The sequence below is a fragment of the Microbacterium sp. 69-7 genome, from assembly GCF_001897985.1.
Lineage (GTDB): Bacteria > Actinomycetota > Actinomycetes > Actinomycetales > Microbacteriaceae > Microbacterium > Microbacterium laevaniformans.
In genome coordinates, this window is record NZ_MKRU01000012.1 from 1 (window position 1) to 24,851 (window position 24,851).

The window sequence follows — 24,851 nt, forward strand, 5'->3', positions numbered from 1 at the left end:
AAGTTTCTGGGCGCTGCCGCCGCCATCACGGTGGCCGGAATCGCCCTGACCGGCTGCAGCGGCAGCGCGCCCGCCGCCCCCGCCACCGAGTCCGGCGAGCGGACCATCACCGTCGTCTACCAGAAGACGGCGGCCTTCCATCAACTCGACGACCTCTTCCAGAAGGTCAAGCCCGAGTTCGAGGCCGCCAACCCCGGCGCGACCGTGAAACTGCAGCCGATCGAGTCGGAAGACCAGTACTTCACCAAGCTCGCTCTGATGAACGGCTCACCCGAAACCGCGCCGGACGTCATCTACGAGGACACCTTCCAGATCAAGTCCGACTCCGCCGCCGGATACCTGCTGCCGATCGACGACTACGTCGCGAACTGGGCGGACTGGAGCCAGTTCTACGACGCGGCCAAGCAGGCCGGCCTCGGCGACGACGGCAAGACGTACGGCGTCTCGATGGGAACCGACACCCGTGGCATCTACTTCAATAAGGACATCTTCGCGAAGGCGGGTCTGCCCGTCGATTGGCAGCCGAAGACCTGGGACGACATCATCACGGCCGCCGAGAAGATCAAGGCCGCCGTCCCCGACGTCACGCCGCTCAACATCTACGGCGGCAAGGCAGCCGGCGAGCAGACCTCGATGCAGGGCTTCGAGATGCTCATGTACGGCACGGGCTCGACGCTCTATGACAACGACCAGCAGAAGTGGATCACCGGTTCGAAGGGTATGACCGACTCGCTGTCGTTCTACAAGGAGCTCTACGACAAGGGCCTCGCCACACCGCTGGATCTCGCGCTGGATCCGACGATCGGCAGCCGCGTGTCGACCGAGCTGATCCCGCAGGGCAAGGTCGCTATGGCGATCGACGGATCGTGGCTGCCGGGCGGATGGATGACCGGCGACCACGCGTGGCCGGCCTGGCAGCAGACGATGGGCCTCGCGAAGATGCCGACCCAGGACGGTGCGGACCCGGGCGCGACCTCGATGTCGGGCGGATGGACGCTCGCGGTGGGCGCGCAGACGAAGCACCCCAAGACGGCATTCGATTTCATCGCGATGGCGCTGAACAAGGAGAACACCCTCAAGTACGACACGGAGAACAGCCAGATCGCCGTCCGCGACGACGTGGCCACCTCCCAGGACTACCTGGGCTACAACCCGACCTTCAAGTTCTTCGCCGACCTCGTGAAGGTCACCCACTTCCGCCCGGCCACACCCGACTACTCGCAGATCTCCAGCGCCCTCCAGCAGGCGACGGAGTCGGTCATCACCGGTGACGCGACTCCCGAGCAGGCCGCGAAGACCTACGACGGAGCTCTCACGAAGATCGTCGGCGCCCAGAAGGTGACTCAGGGCAACTGACCACCATGTCGACGATCGCTCGGTCGCCCCTGCGCTCGGCCCCCGACGGGGCCGAGCGCAGGCGGAGCGGCGCCCTCCGTTCCCTGTCGCGTTCCACACCGCTGGTACCGGCGCTCATCCTGCTCGTCGTCTTCCTCGTGGGCCCCATGGTCTTCGCCCTCTGGGGGTCGCTCACCAACGCCGCCCTCACCGGCTATCGCGCGGCGAAGCCGCAGTTCATCGGGTTCGACAACTACGTCTCGCTGTTCTCCGACCCCGACTTCTGGAGCTCGGTCGGTCTCACGCTCTCCTTCGTGTTCTTCTCGGCGATCATCGGCCAGAACGTCCTGGGCATGGCACTCGCCGTGCTGACGCGGGCGGGATCGAAGGTGCTGTCCACCGTCGTCAGCACACTGGTGGTCATCTCCTGGGTTCTCCCCGAGATCGTCGCCGCCTTCGCGCTCTACGCCTTCTTCTCCTCCGACGGCACCCTCAACGCTGCACTGGGAGCTGTCGGCCTGGGCAGCATCAGCTGGCTCATCGACTATCCGATGCTCGCCGTGATCCTCGCCAACATCTGGCGCGGAACGGCGTTCTCGATGCTCGTGTACAACGCGGCTCTCGCCGAGGTCCCCCCGGAGATCACCGAGGCCGCGCAGATCGACGGCACCAACTCGGTGCAGCGCTTCTTCCTCATCACGCTGCCGATGATCCGGCGCTCGATCGCCACGAACCTCATGCTGACCACACTGCAGACCGTCGGCACGTTCGGTCTCATCTGGGTGATGACCGGCGGAGGTCCCGGGACCCGCAGTTCGACCCTGCCCGTGCTCGCCTACCAGGAGGCGTTCAAGTTCGCCCAGGTCGGCTACGGCACCGCGATCGCCGCCGTGACGATCGTGCTCGGCGGCGTCTTCGCGATCCTCTACATCAAGATCCTCAAGCCGGAGGTCGAGTCATGAGCGCCGCTGCTCTGAGCACCCTGACCGTCGACTCACCGGTGCGCAACCGCGGCCGCTGGCTCGCGAACATCATCCTCGTCGCACTCGGTGTCGTCTTCGTCGTCCCGATCGCGTGGATCGTGCTTTCGTCGATCAATCCGGCGGCGACGGTGTCGATGTCGATCCCTACAGGCGCGACCTTCGACAACTTCGCGCAGGTGCTGACCTTCAACCAGTCGTTCCTGCCGCTGTGGAACTCGGCGATCATCTCTTTCGGGACGGCGGCGCTCACCGTCGTCGTCGGCATCCTGGCCGCCTATCCGCTGTCGCGGTTCAACATGCGCTTCCAGCGCGGCTTCCTCTACAGCGTGCTCTTCGGCTCCTGCCTGCCCATCACGGCGCTCATGGTGCCCGTGTACGCGATGTTCGTGCAGCTGAGGCTGCTGGACTCGCTGCTCGGCGTCGTGCTCTTCATGGCGGCGACCTCGCTGCCGATGGCGATATGGATGCTGAAGAACTTCATGGATTCCGTTCCCGTGTCGCTCGAAGAGGCGGCGTGGGTCGACGGTGCATCGCCGATGCGGGCCCTGGCACAGATCGTGCTGCCGCTGATGCGTCCCGGCATCGGCGTCGTCTTCATCTTCGTGTTCACGCAGGCGTGGGGGAACTTCTTCGTTCCGTTCGTGCTCCTGTTCAGCGCCGAGAAGATGCCGGCATCCGTCGCCATCTTCCAGTTCTTCGGCAACCACGGCGCGGTCGCCTACGGTCAGCTCGCCGCCTTCGCGATGGTGTACTCCGTACCGATCCTGGTGCTCTACCTACTGATGCAGCGCCTGACGGGAAGCTCGTTCGCCCTCGCGGGCGGCGTCAAGGGCTGACCCCTCCCCCTCCTCTTCTCCCCTGTCCGGAAAGGACCTCCCATGCACGACCGCAGTGCCCTCGCCCAGCTGCGCATCGACCGCTTCCTCCGCGAGCGGCTCACCGCGAACCTCCACCGCGCCACCGCACCGCTCGATGTCGAGCTGTGGGAGGCGCCGGGCGAACCGGTCACGTTCGCCGAGGCGAGCGCCGCAGACTTCGCCCCGTTCGCGGCGGGCCGCACGTGGGGGCGCCCCTGGGGGACGACATGGCTGCGCGTGCGCGGCGAGGTGCCGGCGTCGTGGCGGGATGCCGAGGGCGCCCCTCTCGCCGGCACGCGCGCCGAGCTGCTGGTCGATCTCGGTTTCACGAGCGGTCAGGTCGGTTTCCAGAGCGAGGCCATGGTGTGGACCACGGACGGGCGACCGCTGCGCGGCATCGCGCCGTTCAACAACGCCGTGACGGAGGCGATCGACGCCGACGGGCGCATCGACGTGTTCATCGAGGCGGCATCCAACCCCGACGTGGGCAGCCTCTTCACGTTCGAACGGACGCCGCTGGGCGACCCTGCGACGGCCGGCACCGATCACATCTATCGGCTGCGGCAGGTGGATGTGGCCCTCCGCGACCTCGAGGTCGCCGCGCTTCGCGCCGACACAGTGGCGCTTCGCGGACTCGCGGAGCAGTTGGATGCCGGCAGCCCCCGCCGTGCCGAGATCCTGGCGGGCCTGGAGGCGATGATCGACGCCGTCGACCCCGACGACGTATCGGGTACCGCCACCGCGGGCCGCGCCGTGCTCGCTCCGCTGCTGGCGCGCCCGGCGCACGCGAGTGCGCACACACTGCACGCCGTCGCGCACGCCCACATCGACTCCGCCTGGCTGTGGCCGGTGCGCGAGACCGCACGCAAGGTCGCGCGGACCTTCTCCAACGTGCTCTCGCTCATGGATGAGGACCCCGACTACGTGTTCGCCAGCTCCTCGGCCCAGCAGTTCGCGTGGGTCAAGCAGTACTACCCCGACCTGTACGCGCGCATCGTCGAACGCGTGCGAGAAGGCCGCTTCATCCCGGTGGGGAGCATGTGGGTCGAATCCGACACCAACATGCCCGGCGGCGAGGCGCTCGCCCGCCAGTTCGTTGTCGGGAAGGGCTTCTTCCAGCGTGAGTTCGGCATCGACACCCCGGAGGTGTGGCTGCCCGACTCGTTCGGCTACACGGGCGCACTGCCACAGATCGCGAAGGCCGCCGGCGCGCGATGGTTCCTCACCCAGAAGATCTCCTGGAACGAGACGAACCGCATGCCACACCACACCTTCCAGTGGGAGGGCATTGACGGCACGCGCCTGTTCACCCATTTCCCGCCCGTCGACAAGTACAACTCCGATGTCTCCGCGGCAGACCTCGCCCACGCCGAACGCAACTACGCCGACAAGGGCCGCGGCACGGTGTCGCTGCTGCCCTACGGCTTCGGCGACGGCGGTGGCGGCCCGACGCGGGAGATGACGGCGGCCATCGCACGCGCCGCCTCGTTGGAGGGGTCGCCCCGGACCATTCACTCCACGCCGGAGCGCTTCTTCACGACCGCCGAAGCGGAGTACCCCGCCCCCGAGGTCTGGGCCGGAGAGCTCTACCTCGAGTTCCACCGCGGCACGTACACCAGTCAGCTGCCGACGAAGCAGGGCAACCGGCGCAGCGAGCATCTGCTCCGCGAAGCCGAGCTGTGGGCGACGACAGCCGCCGTGCGGGTCGGTGCTCCGTATCCGGCGCAGCGACTGGCCCGCATCTGGCAGACGGTGCTGCTGCAGCAGTTCCACGACATCCTGCCCGGCTCATCGATCGCCTGGGTCCACCGCGACGCGGAGCGCAACTACGCGGCCGTCGCCGGCGAACTGGAGGAGATCATCGCCGACAGCCTCGCGGCGATCGCCGGTACAGGGCCACATCTGCTCGCCGTCAACGCGGCGCCGCACGAGCGTGCCGGCGCTCCAGCGCTCGGCGGCGCGGCTGCGGCGCTCCCGGCATCCGTCACGCCCCGCGTGGACGGGCACGGATGGGTGCTCGACAACGGCATCGTCCGCGCCCACATCGACGGCCGCGGCCTCGTCACCTCGCTGGTCGATCACGCCTCGGGGCGCGAGGCCGTGGCCCCGGGCGGCGCGCTCGGACTGCCGCAGCTGCACCGCGACACCCCGACGCAGTGGGACGCGTGGGACATCGACGCCCACTATCGCCACCACGTGACCGATCTCGAGGCCGCCGCATCGATCGTCGTCGAGGCTGACGTGATCATCGTCACGCGCACGTTCGGCTCATCGCAGCTCGTCGAGCACATCCGGCTCGACGAGAGATCGCGGGTGCTGTCGTTCGACCTCGACATCGACTGGCATGAGCAGCAGAAGCTGCTCAAGTTCGCGTTCCCCCTCGACGTGCACACCCACACCGCCGCCTCGGAGATCCAATTCGGCCACATCGAACGCCCGATCCACACGAACACGTCGTGGGATGCCGCGCGCTTCGAGACCGTCGCCCATCGCTGGGTGCGGGTGGCCGAACCCGACTTCGGTGTCGCGATCGTCAACGACTCGACCTACGGCCACGACATCACCCGCCAGGCGCGGGACGGCGGCGGCACGGTGACGACCGCACGGCTGTCGCTCGTGCGCGGCGCACTGTTTCCCGACCCGACGCAGGATCAGGGTCGTCACCGCCTGCACGTGGGAGTCGCGGTAGGCGCCGACGTCCTCACGGCGGTGCGGGAGGGTTACCGGGCGAACCTCCCGGTGCGGACGATCGAGGCGGACGTGACCGAGATCCCGCCGCTCGTGAGCGTGGACCACGAGGGCGTCGTGATCGAGGCGGTCAAGCTGGCCGAGGATGGCAGCGGCGATGTCGTCGTGCGCCTCTACGAAGCCCTCGGCCGTCGTGCCGCGGCACGCGTGAGCCTCGGGTTCGCGGCGACGGGCGTCGTCCAGACCGATCTGCTGGAGCGCGAGGTCGCTCAGACGGCAGTCGTCTCGGCGGACGCGGCGCACGCCGACCTCGCACTGAGGCCGTTCGAGATCGTCACCCTGCGGATGCCGCGGGCGTAGTGCGTTTCGACTCGTCGCTGCGCTCCTCGCGGGGCGACCGGGAAGGGGAGTCGCTCTCCGGTCGTTGAGCGAGCGCAGCAAGTCGAAACGCCGCCGGCTACAGCCGTTCGATGATGGTGGCGTTCGCCATGCCCCCGCCCTCGCACATGGTCTGCAGTCCGTACCGTCCGCCGGTGGACTCGAGGTGCGCGAGGAGCGTACCGAGAAGTCGCGTGCCGCTGGAGCCGAGCGCGTGCCCGAGGGCGATCGCCCCTCCCCAGGGGTTGAGCTTGGCGGCATCCGCGCCGAGTTCGGCAGCCCACGCGAGCGGCACCGGGGCGAACGCCTCGTTGACCTCGTACGCGTCGAGATCGTCGATCGTCAGGCCACCGCGCTCCAGCACGCGACGTGTCGCGGGAATCGGCCCCGTGAGCATCATCAGGGGGTCGTCACCGACGACGGCGAACGCGTGGAAGCGCGCACGCGGCGTCAGCCCCAGCTCGAGCGCCTTCTGCTCGCTCATGATGAGCACCGCGGAGGCGCCGTCGGTCAGCGGAGAAGAGTTGCCGGGTGTGATCAGCCAGTCGATCTCGGGAAAGCGCTCCGCCATGGCATCGGTGCGGAAGGCCGGCGCGAGGCCGGAAAGACCCGCGACGGTGGTGCCCGGGCGCACCGTCTCGTCGATCTCGACACCGTCGACGGCCAGCAGCTGCGAGGCGAATCTGCCCTGGACCTGCGCCTCGGCAGCGCGTTCGTGCGACTCGGCCGCGTACGCGTCGAGCTCGTCGCGCGAGAAGCCCCAGCGCGCCGCGATCAGCTCGGCCGACACGCCCTGGTTCACGAGTCCGTCGGGATAGCGCGCGTGCAACCCCGGTGAGAAGGGTGAACCGGCGACGGATGCCGCGACCCCGAGAGGCACGCGGCTCATCGATTCGACGCCGCCGGCGATGACGATGTCGTACTGTCCGGCCATGACGCCCTGCGCCGCGAACTGCGCGGCCTGCTGGCTCGATCCGCACTGCCGATCGATCGTCGTCGCCGGAACGCGCTCGTCGAATCCGGCCGCGAGCACCGCCTGACGCGCGATGTTCATCGTCTGTTCGCCGACCTGGCTGACGCAGCCGAGCAGCACGTCGTCGATCTGACGGGAGTCGAGTCCGTTGCGTTCGAGCGTCGCGCGCAGCACGTGCGCGGCGAGGTCGACGGGATGGATGCCGCTGAGCGCCCCGCCCGGCTTGCCGCGCCCCGACGGGGTGCGGACGGCGTCGACGATGACGGCGGTGCGCATGTTCATGGCATCCATCCTGTCTCCTGCCCGCGCGCGTGTCAGCACGCGCACCGGTCAGCGGCCCGCCGCCCGTCCGCGCCGTCCGCGCCCGTCAGTACGCGACGACGGGCAGCACCCCCCTCGCGCGGGAGTCGAGCCAGCCGGGGGCACCGGTGAAGGTGACCCGCACGACGTGCAGGCCGCGGCGGAGCGCCGGCAGCGTCACCGAGAACCGGCCGCGGTCGTCGGCATCCAGGGTCACCGTCGCGACGGTCGTGCCGTTGTCGGTCACGGTGACGGTGCCGACGGGCGCGCTGCGGTCGTCGGCCGTGACCTTGCCCGACACACTGACCGACGACCCGTGGCGCACGAGCAGTCGGCTCGGCTGCGCGATCACGTGGGTCGCGACCGGCTGGGCCTCGGTCAGCACCGCGACGGAGCGGGCCGGCACCGTGACGGTGCCCGTGGCGGCATCCCATGTCGTCGTCTTCACGACGGCATCCGACCCGTTCGCCTGCGCCGACGTGAGCGTGAACGAGCGCCCCGACAGCGCGGGCACGGTCTGCGTGGTCGCTTCGGGCGACGCGTTGAAGACGACGAGCGCACCGGCCAGGTCGGGATCGACGTCGGCGCCGACCGTGTCGTCGACGAGCATCGTGATCACGCCCGGCGTCGCGCCGGCGCCGCTGTTCGGGAACGACACCTTCTGCTCGATGCGGTCGGCCGAGCCGAGTCGCAGGAGGGGCACCTCGCCCCGCACCCGCAGCAGGTCGAGGGCGGATGCCTCCGCCGCGGCCATGTCCGCCGGCCCGGGCTTCAGGGCGGGGTCCGCGAGCAGCGGCTGCATGACGGCCCACTTCGCCTGGTTGTCGGCGGCCGGGGGCAGCCCCGACCCGAACGTCGATTCCTGACCGGTCCAGTCGATCCGGTTGAACCAGTCGCCCGAGTTGTAGCTGTTGCGGTCGAGCGACTTCGACCGCAGCAGCTCGGTGCCCGCGTGCCAGAACGACGGGGTCTGCGACAGCGTCACGGTCGCGAGCGACAGGGTGTTCATCCGCACCCGGTCGGCCATCGTCGTGTCTTTCGGCAGCTTCAGCACGCCGAGGTCGTACAGCGTCTCGTTGTCGTGCGCGTCGACGTAGCTGATGATCTCCTCGGGCTCGTCGGCATAGCCCGCCGCCTGCCCGTTGTAGTCGAGCTCCGCTCCCTTCTTCACGCTGCCGTCGGCGGTCGTCAGGGCGAAGTCGGCGAGGTTGCCGGCGAGTCCGAGCTTGACGAGGTCGGTCTGGTGACCGAGGTCGGCGAGCGCCTGCTCGGGGGTGCCGTTGATCGGGTCGCCGTTCGGGTCGGTCGCGAGCCCCGTGCCGTACCCCTGGCGGAAGGTCGAGCCGGCGTCGACGGGGCTGCCGCCGTGCACCGCATCGCGGAGGCGATCGCTGAACGTGCCGATGCCGGTGCCGCCGAGGTTCCCCTGCCGCGCCTGCACGAACAGGGCGTCGTCCTGCACTTCGCCGAAGTTCCAGCCCTCTCCGTAGAGGTACACCTTCTTCCCGTCGACGCCGTCCTTCTTGAGGGTCAGCTCGTCGAGTGCGGCCCGGATGGCGAGCATGTTGTCCTTCGAGTGGTGCCCCATCAGGTCGAACCGGAAGCCGTCGACCTTGTACTCCTTCGCCCACAGCACGACGGAGTCGACCATGAGCTTCTGCGCGACGGCGTGCTCGGTGGCGACGTTCTGGCAGCACGTGGAGGTCTGCACGGCGCCGTTGCCGTCGAGGCGCTGGTAGTAGCCCGGCACGACCTTGTCGAGCACCGACGTGTCCGCCTGCCCCGAGGCCGAGGTGTGGTTGTACACCTCGTCGAGCACGACCTGCAGCCCCATCTTGTGGAGCGACCCGACCATCGTCCGGAACTCGCCCACGCGCGCCCCGCCCTCGGGGTTCACCGCGTACGAGCCCTCGGGCGCCTGGAAGTGGAACGGGTCGTAGCCCCAGTTGAACCCGTCGGTGTCGGCGACCGCCGCGACGCAGGCCTGCTGCTCGGCGGAGTCGGGCGCGAACGACGCGAGGTCGCACGCGGGCACCGCCTGCTGGGCGCGGTTCTCCTCGATCGTCGCGATGTCGAACGACGGCAGCAGGTGCACCGTGTTGATGCCGGCGGATGCCAGCTGCTTCAGCTGCTGCGTGCCGGCGCTGTCCCGGGCGAAGGCGAGGTAGGTGCCGCGCTCGGTCTCGGGCACCGTCTCGTCGCCGATCGAGAAGTCGCGGATGTGCAGCTCGTAGATGGCACGGTCGACGTCGCGCGCGATCACCGGCGCCTTCGTCTTCTTCCACACCTTCGGCGCCCACGCAGGGTCGGCGAGGTCGATCGCGACCGACCGGGTCGAGTTGGCCGTGAGCGCGACCGTGTACGGGTCCGTGACCTGGTTCGTCTCGACCTTTCCGGTCGTCGGGGCGTAGACCGCGACCTCCCAGAGGTACTCGTCGCCGGTCAGCGCCTTCCCGCCCGTGACGCTCCAGGTGCCCGATGCCGAATCGAAGGATGCCTCGCGCCGCGCGGGATCGCCCGTCGCACCGGCATCCCACGTCAGGAGCGTGGCCGTCTGCGCCGTCGGCGCCCAGACGCGGAAGGTCGGCTTGGATCCGCGGAAGGAGACCCCCAGGTCGTCGTCAGCGACGGCGTCGGCGTAGAGGTCGTCGAGCACGCCCGGGATCTGCACGCCGGTGTATGCGGTGAGCTTGCCGTCGGCACCGCGCTGCGCGACGGCAAGCTGCCCGCGCAGGAGCGTCGCGACGGCGTCGCGGTCCTGCCCCTCGACGTGCAGGGCGACGAAGCCGGAGAGAGCCGGGAAGCGCGCGCGCTGCGCGTCGGTCAGCCCGTCGCCGACGCGTGTCAGCGTCACCGGGTCGCCGTCCGTCCCGGTGACGTCGCCGTCCGAGACGGCGAGCGCCGCCGTGGCCGAGCCGTACAGCTGCCAGGTCGCACCGACGGCGGGTGCGCCGAGCTCGCCGGGCCACGCGATCGTGTCGGCGTCGATCCAGTGCGCGCGCGACTGGCCGGTGCCGGGGAGCGGCGGGTCGGCCGAGACGATCTCGAGCAGGTGCGTCGCCACGTCGTAGCGGAACGAGACGCGCTTGCCCTCGGTGGCCGAGAACGCGATGTTCGCGCCGTCGCGCGCGCCGTCGGCGCCGTAGTTCTCCGCCCAGCTGAGCCCGTGCGCGACCTTCAGCTCGTACGAGCCGGTCGGCAGCTTCGTCGTCGAGAACTCGTAGACGCCGTCGCGGTCGCCGTCGAACATCATCGCGCGCAGGCAGTCGGGCGCCCAGTCGCCCGCGCAGCCGAGCTCCGACTGGAACGAGCCTGCGAGGGTGACGACGGGGCCGTCATCGCTCGACTGCACGACCTTCGTGCGCGGGTCGAACCAGAAGGTCACCGGTCCGCCGGCGTGGCGGAGGACGAGGTTTGAGCCGCTCGCGACGCCGCCCTGGCCGTAGTTCTCGTCCCAGCTCTTCTCGGTCGCGACCTTGTACTCGTAGTCGCCGGCGGGCAGGTCGACCGTCAGCCGCCAGATGCCCTCGACCTGGGTCATCTGCGCCTGATCGCAGTCGGGCGCCCAGTCGCCCGCGCAGCCCATCTCGGTGTTCAGCGACCCCGGAATGCTGACGAATTCGTACGGCGTCGCGTCGTCGGGCTCCTCCGGCGCCGGGTCGTCGACGAGGTTCACGCGGTTGCCGACGGAGGCGTAGGTGGATGCCGCGGAGCGGCCACCGGCAGCGTCGGTCGACACGGCGCGGTACTCGACGAGCGTGCCGGCGGCGAGACCCGCGACGTCGTGGAAGACGCCGGGCGTCGTGTCCTCGGCCGTGCCGAGCGGGTGCCACTCGTCACCGCCGACGACGCGCCAGGCGAAGCTCGTCTGCCGCCACGACTGGTCGGCGGTCGCCGAGACGGCGACCTGACCCGACAGCCCCGCACCGGCGGCCGGCGCCGTCACCTCGAGGGGCGCAGGCGCGGCGGGGGCTGTCACGGTGGCGTCCGCGCGGTAGACGACCGCGGAGAGGGCGGGAACCGTGACGGCGGCCGTGGCGTCGGCGCCGGTCGTGAGCGAGCCCGTCGCGCCGTAGACACCCGTGAACGAGGCATCCGCCGTCAGCGTCGGCATCGTGACGGTCGCCTCGGATGCCGTGTTGTTGAGCGCGACGAGGTACTCGACCTTCTCGTCGGCGCCGACTCGCGAGAAGGCGTACACGCCGTCTTTCGCGTACCGCTCGATCTGCGCGCCGTCGACGAGTGCCGGATGCTGCGCGCGCAGCGCCGAGAGCCCGGCGATGTGCGTGTACAGGGCGGTGTCGGTGCCGTAGCGGTCGGCCGATCCCACCGGCGTGCCGTCGATCAGGGTCTGGTTCTGATACTCCGGCACCTCGCTCGCGAACAGGGTCTGCCGAGCGCTCTTGTCGCCGCCGGGGTCGGCCCCGGTGAAGCCCTGCTCGTCGCCGTAGTAGACGACCGGCTGGCCGCGGCTGAGGAACAGCAGGTCGTGCGCGAGCAGATCGCGCCCCGAGGCATCCGGCGTGTTCTTCAGGAAGTAGCCGATCCGCCCCATGTCGTGATTGCCGAGGAAGGTCGGCAACGCCGTCGCCGACGAGTCGGGCGTCGTGTAGCGGTCGTCGCCGGCGAACATCTTCTGCAGCACCTGCGCGTCGCCGCCCTTGGCGAAGCTCGTCGCGGCCGACTGGAACGCGAAGTCGAGCACCGAGTTCATGTCGGTGTCGCGCACGTACGGCGAGAGCACGGCGGGGTCGGCGTCGTACACCTCGCCGAACATGAAGAAGTCGGGCTTGCCCTGACTGTGCGCGTAGTCGAGCACCTTGGCCGTCCACTGCTGCCAGAACGGGAAGTCGACGTGCTTGGCCGTGTCGATGCGGAATCCGTCGATGCCGAGGTCGATCCACGACTCGTACACGTCGGCGAAGCCGTTCACGACGGCCGGGTTCTCGGTCATGAGGTCGTCGAGCCCGGAGAAGTCGCCGTACGTCGTCGACTCGCCCTGATAGGTGGAGTCACCGCGGTTGTGGTATAGCGTGACGTCGTTGAGCCAGGCCGGCACCTTCACGTTCGCCTCGGCCGGGTCGACGACGGGGGTGTACGGGAAGCTCGTGGCCGCATCCATCGTCGGGAACGTGTCGGTGCCGGCGAAGTCGGCGGGGTCGAAGGCGTTCCCCGCGGCATCGGTGTACGGCTTCGTCGCCTGGTCGATGTAGGTGTACTGGTTCTCGGCGTACGAGATGACGTCGGCGGTGTGGTTCGTGATGATGTCGAAGTAGACGTCGATGCCGCGGCTGTGCGCGTCGTCGATGAAGGCCTTCAGCTCGTCGTTCGTGCCGAGGTGCGGGTCGATGCGGGTGAAGTCGGTGATCCAGTAGCCGTGGTACCCGGCGCTCGCGTGCTCGCCCTCGCCCTGGACGGGCTTGTTCATGAAGCTCGGCGTCAGCCAGATCGCGTTCGTGCCGAGTCCCGCGATGTAGTCGAGGTTCGCGCGCAGGCCTGCGATGTCGCCGCCGTTGTAGAAGCCGCTCGAGGTCGGGTCGAACCCGGTGGTGAGGCGGTCGCCGGTGAGGCCGCCAGTGTCGTTCGCGGTGTCGCCGTTGGCGAACCGGTCGGTCATGACGAAGTAGAACTGCTTGCCGTCGCCGGCCTGGCGCGCGGGCGCGGAGACGATCGCGTCGTCGGCAGCGGTGTACCCGGATGCCAAGGTGTTGGTCTCGATCGCGATGCGGTGCGAGGTGTCGTCGTAGACGAAGCGGAGCGAGGCCGGTCCGGCGATGGTGAGCGGGATGTTCGCTCCCCCGGCCGCGCCGTCGGCGCCGTAGCTCTCGTCCCACGCGGCGTTCAGCGCGATCTTGTACTCGTACGTGCCCGCCGGCACGTCGAACGTGCGCGCGTACTGCGTGGTGCCGTCGACCGGTTCGAGCGTGGTCGCGGCGCACGCGGGATCCCAGTCGCCGGGGCATCCCAGCTCGCTCTGCAGGTCGCCGACGAGCGTGGGCACGCGATCGGCGGCGAGGGTGGGCGCGGCAGTGACGGCGACGGCGCCGGCCCCGACGAGGACGGCGGCGGCGAGCAGCGCGAACGCGCGCCGCGCGGGGGTGGACAGGGTCGTCGTCGACTGAGGCACGCGGAGCTCCCGGGGTGTACGGGCACGGCACCGTGCCCTGAGCAGGTACCCCCGACGCTACTGGGACCGGTCACAGTTCGGTATGAGAATCCTCTCATTCAGCCATGATCCGGGTGTGAGGCATCCCCGCCCCGACCCGGTGCCGCCGGGCGCGCTGCGCCGGGGCGGGGCGGGGCGGGACGGGACGAGGATGCTTCGAGCCGGATCAGCCCTCGGCTTCGGCGGCGCGGAGCGAAATCGTCGAGGTGCCGGCCTCGTCGACGAACCCCTCGATGTGGCGCTCGTCCACGCCGCTGTAGGCCGACAGCGGACGGATGAGCGCGTTGGATGCCGCCTGCTCCATGATGTGCGCCGTCCACCCGACGACCCGCGCCGCGACGAACAGCGGGGTGAAGGTCAGGGTGTCGAAGCCCATCAGGTTGTACGCGGGACCCGACGGGTAGTCGAGGTTCGGGTAGATGCCCTTGCGGGCGACGAACTCGCGCTCCAGCGTCGCGTAGAGCGCCTCGACATCGGGGCGGTCGTAGTAGGCGATGAGCGTGTCGAGGGCGGCCTTCATCGTCGGCACGCGCGAGTCGCCGTGCTTGTAGACGCGGTGACCGAAGCCCATGATCTTGCGCTTGTCGGCGAGTGCCCGATCAAGCCACGGCATCACGTTGTCGGCATCGCCGATCTCGTCGAAGATGTGCAGCACGGCTTCGTTCGCACCGCCGTGCAGCGGTCCCTTGAGCGCGCCGATCGCACCGACCACGGCCGAGTACAGGTCGCTGAGGGTCGAGGTGATCACCCGCGCCGTGAAGGTCGACGCGTTGAACGAGTGCTCCGCGTACAGGATCATCGAGCGGTTGAACGCGTCGACGACCACCGGGTCGAACTCCTCGCCGAAGGTCATCCACAGGAAGTTCGCCGCGTAGTCGAGGTCGTCGCGCGGGGCGATGAGCTCCTGTCCGCGGCGACGACGCTGACCGTACGCGACGATCGCGGGGAGGGCGGCGAACAGACGGATGCTGCGGGCCAGGTTCTCCTCTCGAGAACCGCTCGCGTCGAGCACCGATCCGGTGCCGACGAGATCGCGCGCACCGAGGACGCTCACGGCCGAGCGCGCCTCGTCCATCGGATGCGCCTCCATCGGGGTCAGGTCGATGACGGCCCTGACGTCGTCGGCGAGCGCCCGGTGCTGCCGCTCGGTCGCGCGCAGCTCGGCGAGCTGGTCGTCGGTGGGCAGCTCGCCGTTCCAGAGCAGGTACGCGACCGCTTCAGCGGACTGCGTGGCGGCCAGCTCGTGCACGGGGTAGCCGCGGTAGAGCAGCGAGTTGGTCTCCGGGTTGACCTTGCTGATGGCGGTCGCATCGGCGACGACGCCCGCGAGCCCCTTGTGGATCTGGGACGGGGTCTGCTGGTCGCTCATGACTGCTCCTTTGCACGTGCGGGCCGGTTGCGGCTGCAACCATGTCCCAGTTTCTGTCCTGTGGATGCCCCGATTGCGACCTCTTGTGGGACATGGTCGGTCGCAAGTGGGACGAGGGTCAAGGGGAGGGGAGGGTGAAGGGGTGATCAGCGGGAGATCTGAAAGTTGAAGACGTTTGAATCGAAGCGGTTGTAGCCCTCGTAGTCGATGAGGTCGTACAGGTCGGCGCGGTGCTGCATCTCACCCAGACGCGAGGTCAGATGCCCCTCGTCGTTCAGCGTATCCAGCGCACGGGATGCCGCGCCCATCGCGATCCGCAGCAGCGAGACGGGCCAGATGACGATCTGCACGCCCGCGCCCCGGAGCTGGTCCACGGTGAAGAGGTCGCTCTTGCCGAACTCGGTCATATTCGCGAGCACCGGCACGTCGACGGCGGCGCACACGGCCTCGAACTCGCTCAGGTCGCGCATCGCCTCGGGGAAGATCGCGTCGGCCCCGGCATCCACGAGCGCCTTGGCGCGATCGATGGCGGCGTCCAGGCCTTCGATCGCACGGATGTCGGTGCGCGCCATGATGAGGAAGTTCGGGTCGCGGCGGGCGTCGACCGCCGCGCGGATGCGCTGGAGGGCGGTGCCGGTGTCGACGACCTGCTTGCCGTCGAGGTGACCGCAGCGCTTCGGGTTCACCTGGTCTTCGATGTGGGTGCCAGCCAGCCCCGCGTCTTCCAGGGTCTGGATGGTGCGGGCGACGTTCATCGGCTCGCCGAAGCCGGTATCGGCGTCGATGATCGCCGGGAGCTCGGTCATGCGGGCGATCTGCTGGCCGCGCCCGGCGACCTCCGTCAGCGTCGTCAGGCCGATGTCGGGAAGGCCGAGGTCGGCGCTCAACACGGCCCCGGAGATGTAGACGCCCTCGAAGCCCTTCTGCTCGATGAGCCGTGCCGACAGGGGATTGAACGCGCCGGGAAAGCGCACGAGCTCCCCCGCCCGCAGCCGCTCGCGCAGGACGCGCCGCTTCTCGGATGCCGGGGTCTGGCTGTACAGCATCAGAACAGCCCCTTCGGGCTCGCCGCCGTGGCCAGCACGCCGTCGCGGGCGACGATGTTGAGCTCTCGCACCTCGTCGGCGGTCAGCTCGGGCAGCCGCTCGGCGAGAGCGAGGAACCGCTCGATCTCGGCCGGGGCGAGCACGGGCTCGGCGAGCAGGCGGAACTTGCGCACGTAGTCGGCGCGGGCGAACGGGCGCGCCCCGAGCGGGTGGGCGTCGGCGACGGCGATCTCGTCCACGATCGTCGACCCGTCCGTGAGACGGATCTCCACGCGTCCGCCGAACGCCTTCTCGTCGGGGTCCTCGGAGTGGTACCGGCGGGTCCACTCGGCATCCTCCGCCGTCGTGATCTTGTGCCACAGCGCCACCGTGTCTTCGCGGGCGGCGCGAGCGGGCAGGTACGAGTCGACGTGGTGCCAGCCGCCGTCCTGCAGCGCGACGGCGAAGATGTACGGGATCGAGTGGTCGAGGGTCTCGCGGGAGGCCTGCGGATCGTACTTCTGCGGATCGTTCGCTCCCGAGCCGATCACGTAGTGGGTGTGGTGGCTCGTGTGCAGCACGATGCTCTCCACCTTCGCCGGGTCGGCGAGCTCGGGGTGGCTGCCGTGGAGCTTTCGGGCCAGGTCGATCCACGCCTGCGCCTGATACTCGGCGGAGTGCTCCTTCGTGTACGAGTCGAGGATCGCGCGCTTGGGCTCGCCGGGCGCGGGAAGCGGAACGTCGTACGCGGCATCCTTGCCGTCGAGCATCCATGCGATGACGCCGTCTTCGCCTTCGTAGATCGGCGACGGAGAGGTCTGCCCGCGCATCGCACGGTCGACGGCTTCGACCGCCATCTTGCCGGCGAAGGCGGGGGCGTGCGCCTTCCACGTGGAGATCTCGCCCTTGCGGGACTGACGGGTGGCCGTGGTCGTGTGCAGCGCCTGCGCGACGGCCTGGGCGATGGTGTCGGCGTCGAGTCCGAGCAGGGTGCCGATGCCGGCGGCCGCCGACGGACCGAGGTGCGCGACGTGGTCGATCTTGTGCTTGTGCAGGCTGATGGCGCGCACGAGGTCCATCTGGATCTCGTAGCCGGTCGCGATGGCGCGCACCAAGGCCGCGCCGTCGACGCCGACGTGCTGGGCGACGGCGAGGATCGGCGGGATGTTGTCGCCCGGGTGCGAGTACTCCGCGGCGAGGAAGGTGTCGTGGTAGTCGAGCTCGCGCACGGCCACCCCGTTCGCCCACGCCGCCCACTCGGGACTGGTGCGCACCTCGTTCGGCTCGCCGAACACCGTCGCACCCGAACCTCCCCGCGAGACCGGGTGGTCGAGGGCCTGGGCGCGCGCCGCGGTGACGGGGCCCCGGGTGAGGGATGCCGCCGCCACGGACGCATTGTCGATGACGCGGTTGATGATCATCTCGACGACGGCGGGCTCGACGGCGACCGGGTCGGCGGCGACCTCGGCGATCTTGTGTGCGAGCTGGTCTTCGCGGGCGAGGTTCTCTTCGCTCCGGTGCACACGGACGTGGTGGATGACGGTCATGGGGTTCCTTCCAACGAGGCGAGGATGGCGACGAGCGCGTTGTGCAAGTGGACGTGGGTGGCGTGCGCGGCGAGCTCCGCGTCGCCTGCGGCGACGGCGGATGCGATCAGGCGGTGCTCGGCGACGGATGCCGCGAGCCGCGCCGGATTGTCGCGCGCGAGCCGGCGGACCCGGACGAGGTGGGTGCGCACGGTCTTCAGGGCCGCGGTCAGATAGTCGTTGGCGACGGCCGCGTCGAGCGTTTCGTCGAAGCGCGCGATGAGCGCGTAGTAGGCGTCGGGGTCGGCGGCGGCATCCGTGCGGGCGAACTCACCGGCCAACGCCGCGAACAGCGCTCCCTCTGCCCCGCCGGCGGCGAGGCGCGCAGCCGTCTCCTCCAGGGCGCGGCGCACCTCGAAGAGCTCACGGATGTCGCCCGCATCGATGTCGCTGACCACCGTCAGTCGCGGCGACGGCTGCACGACGAGGCCGTCGGCGAGGAGGCGCCCGAGTGCTTCGCGCAGCGGCGTGCGGCTCACGCCCAGGCGGACGGACTGCTCGACTTCGGCGAGCACCGTGCCGGGCGCCAGATCGCCGGACTGGATCTCGTCGAGGAGCACCCGGTAGGCACGGTCACTGGCACGCACGCGGTCTCCTCTCGACACCCATAGTGTATACATCAGCGAGGCTGCGAGGAAGCGATGACCGCTTTCGGTGCCCTAATGCATACAGAAGGCAACAGCCGCGTGCGGATTCACCCGGCCGCGTGCAGCCGATGGGTCAGCACGGCGACGTGGAGAGCGGCGACCTGCTCCCCATCGTCGAAATCGACGCCGAGAAGGTCTTCGAGCAGGGCGATGCGCTGATAGAACACCGACCGCGACAGGTGCGCCGCTTCGGCGGCCGCCGTGCGGTTGGACGGATGCGCGAGCAGCGCCGTCAGCACCTCGAAAAGGTCGCCGCCCCGAGCGCGACCGTCGGCCAGCACCGGATCGAGCATCCGCTCCGCGTGCGCGACGAGGCGATGATCGTCGCGGAGCGCCGCCACCACCCGGGTGAGGGGACGCTCGGCCACGCGCCGGCCGTCCGCGCCGCGGCGGGAAGCGCCGCGCAAGCTGTCGTCGGCACCGACGAGGTCGATCGTCTCGCGAAGGCCCGCGACGAGCGTTCCGACCGCGCGCTCGTACGCGGCCGCGGGCTCGAGCGCGGGGATGACCGCGCCCGGGCCGAGCACGACCCGCGCCCGCGCCGACGTCGACCCCGCCCGCAGGGCATCTTCGAGTGCGACGGCGAAGGCGTCGGCACGGTTGTCGGCAGCGCTCGTCGCGCGGCCCGCGACCGCCAGGATCAGCGGCGTGCGCACCAGCGCCGACCCGTCGTCGAGGGTCGTGCTCGTGCCGCACACGACGCGCACGCCGATCGCCGCGGCGGCGATGTCGGCGGCGGCCGCGACCGTGACCGCGTCGCCGCCCCGGCCCGACGACACGAGGGCGACCACCGCGAAGGCCACCGTGCCGACGAGGGGCATTCCCGCGGCATCCAATCGCGCCGCCACCGCGGACAGACTGGTGAATCGTCCGTCGATCAGCGCGTCGACCACGCGCCGACGCCCCAGCCGCGACCACTCCTCGCCGCCGGGATCGGCGAGCCTGCCGAGGGCGAGCGCGGTGGCCGCCTGCTCGAGCACGGCGTCGCGTCCGGCGAGGTGGGCGGCGCCGGGCAGCGCCACGAGCCATCCCCAGCGGATGCCGCGGGCCTCCACCGGCACGATCGTGCGCCCCTCCCGGTCGGGCGCCGCGGCGGCGGCGCGGGACCGACGCGCCCAGTCGCGGAGCGTGCGGGTCTCGGCGGCACCGCCGACGTGGGCGACGACGACCTCGTGCCCGACGCTCTCCAGCACCACCGGGGCGGCCAGCGTGAGACCGACCTGCTCGACGATGAACTCCGTCGGCGCCCCGCGCAGCGCAAGTCCCGTGAACAGGGTGCGCACCGCGTCGCGGGCTTCCAGAGCCGCCGTCTGGTCGGCGATGATCCGGCGGTGCACGGCCTCGGTGATGGTGACGAACTTCACCTCCCGGTGCAGCACGATCAGCGCGATGTCGGCGCTGCGTGCGGCATCGGCCAGCACCGCCGGCACGTAGCGGTAGTGGGCGCCCAGCTCGAGCACGATGCCCGCAGCGCCCACCTCGGCCAGCTGCGCGACGAAGTGCGCCAGCCGTCGCGGATCGTCCGGCCATCCCGAACCGGTGGACAGGAGCAACTCTCCGCCTTCGAGCAGTCGCGCGACATCCGCGCTGTCGGAGACGTGCACCCAGCGCACAGGCGCCTCCAACGCGGCTCCGCCGACCACGACGACCGGGGCGCCGGGCGCGAAGGCGTCGAGGGCCAGCACCTCGGAGACGGTCGGCAGAACGGCGGCCGGACGTTCTGTCCGAGAACCGTCCACATCGCGACGATCAGACACCTGCGTCTCCCCCCTGTGCTCCGTCAGCATAAGCATGTCACGACCCGGTCGAACTGTCCGAACAGGAGCGCTCATGGACCTCATCCGTCATCACATCGCCGGCCAGTCCGTCGGATCGACCGAACGCACCGGCCCCGTCTACGACCCCGCGACCGGTGCCGTGCAGGCCGAGGTCGCCTTCGCGTCGACCGCCGAGACGGATGCCGCGATCGCGGCGGCCGCGGCGGCGCTGCCGGCCTGGCGCGCGACGAGCCTCATCAAGCGGGCGGACGTCTTCTTCCGCCTCCGCCACCTGCTGGTCGAACGCGCCGACGAGCTGGCCGCGATCATCACCGCCGAGCACGGCAAGGTGCTCTCGGATGCGAAGGGCGAGATCAGCCGCGGCATCGAGAACGTCGAGTTCGCCGCCGGGCTCGTGCACCTGCTGAAGGGCGAGCATGCCGAACAGGTGTCGCGGGGCGTCGACGTGCACTCGGTGAAGCAGCCGGTGGGCGTCGTGGGCGCGATCACGCCGTTCAACTTCCCGGTGATGGTGCCGCTGTGGATGACGGCATCCGCCATCGCCTGCGGCAACACGGTGGTCCTCAAGCCGAGCGAGAAGGACCCCTCCGCCGCCCTCTTCCTGGCGCGTCTGTACGAGGAGGCGGGCCTTCCCGCCGGTGTCCTCAACGTCGTGCAGGGCGACAAGGTGGCCGTCGACGCGATCCTCGACTCCCCCACCGTGCGTGCCGTCAGCTTCGTGGGCTCGACTCCGATCGCCCGCTCGATCTACGAGCGCGCCGCCGCCGCGGGCAAGCGCGTGCAGGCGCTCGGCGGCGCGAAGAACCACATGGTCGTCATGCCCGACGCCGACCTGGATGCCGCGGCCGACGCCGCCGTCTCGGCCGCGTACGGCTCGGCCGGCGAGCGCTGCATGGCCGTCTCGGTTCTCGTCGCGGTGGGTGACGAGGTCGCCGATGCGCTCGTGGAGAAGGTCGCCGAGCGCATCGCGGGCCTGACGATCGGACCGGGCACGGATGCGGCGAGCGAGATGGGACCGCTCATCACCCGCGAGCACCGCGACAAGGTGGCCTCCTACGTCACCGGCGCCGCCGCGGAGGGTGCGACGGTCGTCGTCGACGGTACGACGCAGCGCTTCGAGGGCGACGGCTTCTTCATCGGCGTCTCGCTCGTCGACCGGGTCGCCCCCGGCATGAGGGTCTACGACGAGGAGATCTTCGGCCCCGTGCTCTCCGTCGCCCGCGTCGCGACGTACGACGAGGCGGTCGCCCTCATCAATGCGAGCCCGTTCGCCAACGGCACCGCGGTGTTCACGCGCGACGGCGGCACCGCCCGCCAGTTCGAGTTCGACATCGAAGTCGGTATGGTCGGCATCAACGTGCCGATCCCGGTGCCGGTGGGCGCGTTCTCGTTCGGCGGCTGGCGCAACTCGCTGTTCGGCGACACGCACATCTACGGCCCGGAGTCGATCCACTTCTACACGCGGAGCAAGGTCGTGACGACCCGCTGGCCCGACCCCAGCGAGAGCCAGATCAGCCTCGGCTTCCCGAGCAACCACTGAGTCCGCGGCATCCGGAGGAGACATCATGAGCACCATCGACCCGATCGCCGACCCGGCGGCCGACGCCGCCGTTCGCGGCGACGACCGCAGCCACGTCTTCCACTCGTGGAGCGCGCAGGCGCTCATCGACCCGCTGCCGGTCGCGGGAGGCGAAGGCGCGACGTTCTGGGACTACGCGGGAAACCGCTACCTCGACTTCTCGTCGCAGCTGGTGAACCTCAACCTCGGCCACCAGCATCCCGACCTCGTCGCGGCGATCCAGGAGCAGGCGGGTCGCCTCGCCACGATCCAGCCGTCGATGGCCAACGCCACGCGCGGCGAACTGGCGCGCCGCATCAGCGAGATCGCTCCCGACGGCTTCTCGAAGGTGTTCTTCACCAACGGCGGAGCCGATGCCAACGAGAACGCGGTCCGGATGGCGCGCCTGGTCACCGGTAAGCGCAAGGTGCTGGCGATGTACCGCAGCTATCACGGCAACACCTCGACCGCGATCACCCTCACGGGCGACCCGCGCCGGTGGGCCAACGAGCCGGCAGACGCCTCGGTCGTGCATTTCTTCGGCCCGTACGCCTACCGGTCGCCGTTCCACGCGGACTCGCCGGAGCAGGAGGCCGAGCGTGCGCTCGCCCACCTCGAGCAGACGATCATCCTGGAAGGCGCCTCGACCATCGGCGCGATCATCATCGAGTCGGTCGTCGGCACCAACGGCGTGCTGATCCCGCCGCCGGGCTACCTGCCGGGAGTGCGCGAGCTCTGCGACCGCTACGGCATCGTCTACATCGCCGACGAGGTCATGGTCGGCTTCGGACGCCTGGGCACCTGGTGGGGGTTCGAGAACTTCGACGTCGTGCCCGACCTCATCACCTTCGCGAAGGGCGTCAACTCCGGCTACGTGCCGTTGGGCGGCGTCGTCGTCTCCGACCGCATCGCCGCGCACTTCGACACGGTCTCCTTCCCGGGAGGGCTGACCTACTCCGGTCACCCGCTGGCCTGCGCCCCGGGTGTGGCGACCTTCGAGGTCTTCCGCCGCGACGGCATCCTGGAGCGCGTCCGCGACCTCGGCGAGCGCGTCGTGCGCCCGCGACTGGAGCAGATGGCCGAACGGCATCCGTCGGTCGGAGAGGTGCGCGGTCTGGGCCTGTTCTGGGCGATCGAGCTCGTGCGCGACCGGCACAGTCGCGAGCCGCTCGTACCGTTCAACGCGGCGGGAGCGGATGCCGCCCCGATGGCCGCGTTCGCGGCGGCGTGCAAGAAGGCGGGCCTGTGGCCGTTCACGCACTTCAACCGCGTGCACGTGGCGCCGCCGCTGATCATCTCGGAGGACGACCTGGTGCGCGGCCTCGACGTCATCGACCGCGCGCTGGAGGTCACCGACGCCGAGGTGGCGTCGTGACCGCGTCGACAGCGGTGCTCCGCAACATCATCGACGGGGTACCGGTCGCGTCATCGGGTACGGCTCTGCCGCTCGTGAGCCCCGTGACCGGCGAGGTCTACGGCCACGCTCCGGTCTCGACGGCGGCGGAGGTGGATGCCGCATTCGCGGCGGCATCCCGCGCCTTCGACACGTGGAAGCGCACGACGCCCGCCCAGCGCCAACTGCTGCTGTTCCGCCTCGCTGATGCGCTGGAGGCGCGGGCCGACGAGTTCGCCGATCTGGAGTCGCAGGACACGGGCAAGCCCCGCGCGAACCTGGTCGCCGACGAGATCGTCCAATCCGTGGACCAGCTCCGCTTCTTCGCGGGCGCAGCCCGTGACCTCGACGGGCGGGCGGCGGCGGAGTACGCGGAGGGTTTCACGTCGTACGTCCGCCGCGAGCCGATCGGTGTGGTCGCGCAGGTGACGCCGTGGAACTACCCGCTGAACATGGCGGTGTGGAAGATCGGGCCGGCTCTCGCGGCCGGCAACACCGTCGTGCTGAAGCCGAGCGAGACGACGCCTCAGACCACCGTGCGCCTCGCTGAGATCGCCGCCGAGATCTTGCCCGCCGGGGTCTTCAACGTCGTCCTCGGCGACCGGGAGACCGGCCGGATGCTGGTGGAGCACCCCACCCCGCAGCTCGTCGCGATCACCGGCTCGGTGCGCGCGGGCATGCAGGTGGCCGCCTCGGCCGCGCGGGACCTCAAGCGCGTGCACCTCGAGCTCGGCGGCAAAGCGCCGGCGCTCGTGTTCGCCGACGCCGACCTCGACCGCGCCGCGCGCGGCATCGTGGAGGCCGCGTTCTTCAACGCCGGTCAGGACTGCACGGCCGCGACGCGCGTGCTCGTGGATGCCGCGGTGCACGACCAGCTGGTCGCGAAGCTCGTCGCCCACACCCGCGATCACGCGAAGACGGGCGCGCCGGATGACCCGGAGGCCTTCTTCGGCCCGGTGAACAACCCCGACCAGCTCGTGCGGGTGCAGGGGTTCGTCGACCGGCTGCCGTCGCACGCGTCGATCGCGATCGGCGGGCGCCGCCAGGGCGATGCCGGCTGCTTCTTCGAGGCGACGATCGTCACGGGCGTCCGCCAGGACGACGAGGTCGTACAGCAGGAGATCTTCGGCCCCGTGCTCACGGTGCAGCCGTTCGCGTCGGAAGAGGAAGCGCTCGCGCTGGCGAACGGCGTGCCGTACGCCCTCGCGGCATCCGTGTGGACGCGCGAGCACGCGCGGGCGCTGCGGTTCTCGCGCGACCTCGACTTCGGCTGCGTCTGGATCAACGCGCACATCCCGTTCGTCTCGGATATGCCCCACGGCGGCTTCAAGCACTCCGGGTACGGCAAGGACCTCTCGATCTACGGCTTCGAGGACTACACCCGCCTCAAGCACGTCATGGCGAGTCTGGACTGAACGTCTCTGCCTCGATGCCCAGCAGCCCCGCGGCCGCACGGAGCACGGGCTCGACGGGCGCGACCGGCGCGATCGCCGGCCCCCAGCCCACCAGCGCGTGCGCGCCGAGTCCGTCGATCATGGCGAGCAGATGCCACGCGAGGGGCTCCGGGTCGGCGGCGGGGATGACCCCGTCCGCCATCCCCAGAGAGACCTCCTCCGCGATCACGGCGCGCCAGGCATCCCTCGCCGCGCGCACCCGCTCGGCGAGCGGAGCGTTGCGCGTGCCCAGTGCCCACGCCTGCACCCAGACGAGGGTGACGTCGCGGCGTGCGGGATCCAGCGTCGTCCGCAGCAGCGCGCCGATCCGCACGGGAGCGGCAGCGTCGGGAAGCAACGCCCGCACCTCCTCGAGCTCGCC

General features: G+C 70.2%; 15 protein-coding genes. 7 read left to right on the plus strand and 8 right to left on the minus strand.

The genetic code is table 11. The features are described from left to right. The 4 genes from BGN98_RS01325 to BGN98_RS01340 form a co-directional block, all read left to right on the plus strand. Positions 1–1,356: extracellular solute-binding protein (locus BGN98_RS01325; RefSeq protein ID WP_353681692.1), on the plus strand; the 1,356-nt coding region annotated here is incomplete at its 5' end. 5 nt (positions 1,357–1,361) lie between these two features. Then, positions 1,362–2,297, plus strand: coding sequence for a carbohydrate ABC transporter permease (locus BGN98_RS01330; RefSeq protein ID WP_288119059.1), 936 nt, complete (start codon positions 1,362–1,364; stop codon positions 2,295–2,297). Beyond that, on the plus strand, positions 2,294–3,154 hold the full coding sequence (locus BGN98_RS01335) for a carbohydrate ABC transporter permease (RefSeq protein ID WP_288119060.1): 861 nt from the start codon (positions 2,294–2,296) through the stop codon (positions 3,152–3,154). The genes BGN98_RS01330 and BGN98_RS01335 overlap by 4 nt, the downstream gene beginning before the upstream one ends. A 42-nt stretch (positions 3,155–3,196) precedes the next feature. Beyond that, positions 3,197–6,223 carry an alpha-mannosidase gene (locus BGN98_RS01340; protein ID WP_288119061.1) on the plus strand — a complete coding sequence of 1,009 codons (3,027 nt, stop codon included), beginning with the start codon at positions 3,197–3,199 and terminating at the stop codon, positions 6,221–6,223. A 97-nt stretch (positions 6,224–6,320) separates the two neighbouring features. On the opposite strand, the gene BGN98_RS01345 is transcribed toward BGN98_RS01340, so the two are convergent. The 7 genes from BGN98_RS01345 to BGN98_RS01375 form a co-directional block, all read right to left on the minus strand. Beyond that, a complete protein-coding gene (locus BGN98_RS01345; protein WP_036289199.1) occupies positions 6,321–7,490 on the minus strand; it encodes a thiolase family protein in 1,170 nt (389 codons plus the stop codon). A 91-nt stretch (positions 7,491–7,581) separates the two neighbouring features. After that, positions 7,582–13,641: a pullulanase-type alpha-1,6-glucosidase gene (gene pulA, locus BGN98_RS01350; protein WP_288119062.1), complete on the minus strand. Its 6,060-nt coding sequence runs from the start codon at positions 13,639–13,641 to the stop codon at positions 7,582–7,584. 205 nt (positions 13,642–13,846) lie between these two features. Beyond that, entirely contained in the window at positions 13,847–15,049 is a 1,203-nt protein-coding gene (locus tag BGN98_RS01355) for a bifunctional 2-methylcitrate synthase/citrate synthase (protein WP_288119064.1), read from the minus strand. Positions 15,050–15,195: 146 nt separating this feature from the next. Then, a complete protein-coding gene (gene prpB, locus BGN98_RS01360; RefSeq protein ID WP_288119066.1) occupies positions 15,196–16,095 on the minus strand; it encodes a methylisocitrate lyase in 900 nt (299 codons plus the stop codon). After that, positions 16,095–17,621, minus strand: a complete 1,527-nt coding sequence (locus tag BGN98_RS01365) for an MmgE/PrpD family protein (protein WP_288119068.1) — start codon at positions 17,619–17,621, stop codon at positions 16,095–16,097. The genes prpB and BGN98_RS01365 overlap by 1 nt, the downstream gene beginning before the upstream one ends. Beyond that, on the minus strand, positions 17,618–18,247 hold the full coding sequence (locus BGN98_RS01370) for a GntR family transcriptional regulator (protein ID WP_016464152.1): 630 nt from the start codon (positions 18,245–18,247) through the stop codon (positions 17,618–17,620). Before BGN98_RS01370 ends, BGN98_RS01365 begins: the two co-directional genes overlap by 4 nt. Before the next feature lie 107 nt (positions 18,248–18,354). Continuing rightward, complete coding sequence (locus tag BGN98_RS01375; RefSeq protein WP_353681693.1) at positions 18,355–20,064, minus strand: PucR family transcriptional regulator ligand-binding domain-containing protein; 1,710 nt, start codon at positions 20,062–20,064, stop codon at positions 18,355–18,357. A 73-nt stretch (positions 20,065–20,137) separates the two neighbouring features. On the opposite strand from BGN98_RS01375, the gene BGN98_RS01380 reads away from it, so the two are divergent. From BGN98_RS01380 to BGN98_RS01390, 3 genes are read left to right on the plus strand one after another with little or no spacing between them, the layout of a single operon-like run. Then, the gene (locus BGN98_RS01380) at positions 20,138–21,625 is read left to right on the plus strand and encodes a CoA-acylating methylmalonate-semialdehyde dehydrogenase (RefSeq protein WP_288119070.1); all 1,488 of its coding nucleotides are present in this window, start codon (positions 20,138–20,140) and stop codon (positions 21,623–21,625) included. Positions 21,626–21,650: 25 nt separating this feature from the next. Next, positions 21,651–23,018, plus strand: a complete 1,368-nt coding sequence (locus tag BGN98_RS01385; protein WP_036289162.1) for an aspartate aminotransferase family protein — start codon at positions 21,651–21,653, stop codon at positions 23,016–23,018. Further along, positions 23,015–24,451, plus strand: a complete 1,437-nt coding sequence (locus BGN98_RS01390; protein ID WP_288119071.1) for a gamma-aminobutyraldehyde dehydrogenase — start codon at positions 23,015–23,017, stop codon at positions 24,449–24,451. Before BGN98_RS01385 ends, BGN98_RS01390 begins: the two co-directional genes overlap by 4 nt. Here the strand turns inward: BGN98_RS01390 and BGN98_RS01395 are convergent. After that, a partial coding sequence (locus tag BGN98_RS01395; RefSeq protein ID WP_288119073.1) for a TetR family transcriptional regulator C-terminal domain-containing protein occupies positions 24,432–24,851 on the minus strand: 420 nt, incomplete at its 5' end. The genes BGN98_RS01390 and BGN98_RS01395 overlap by 20 nt on opposite strands.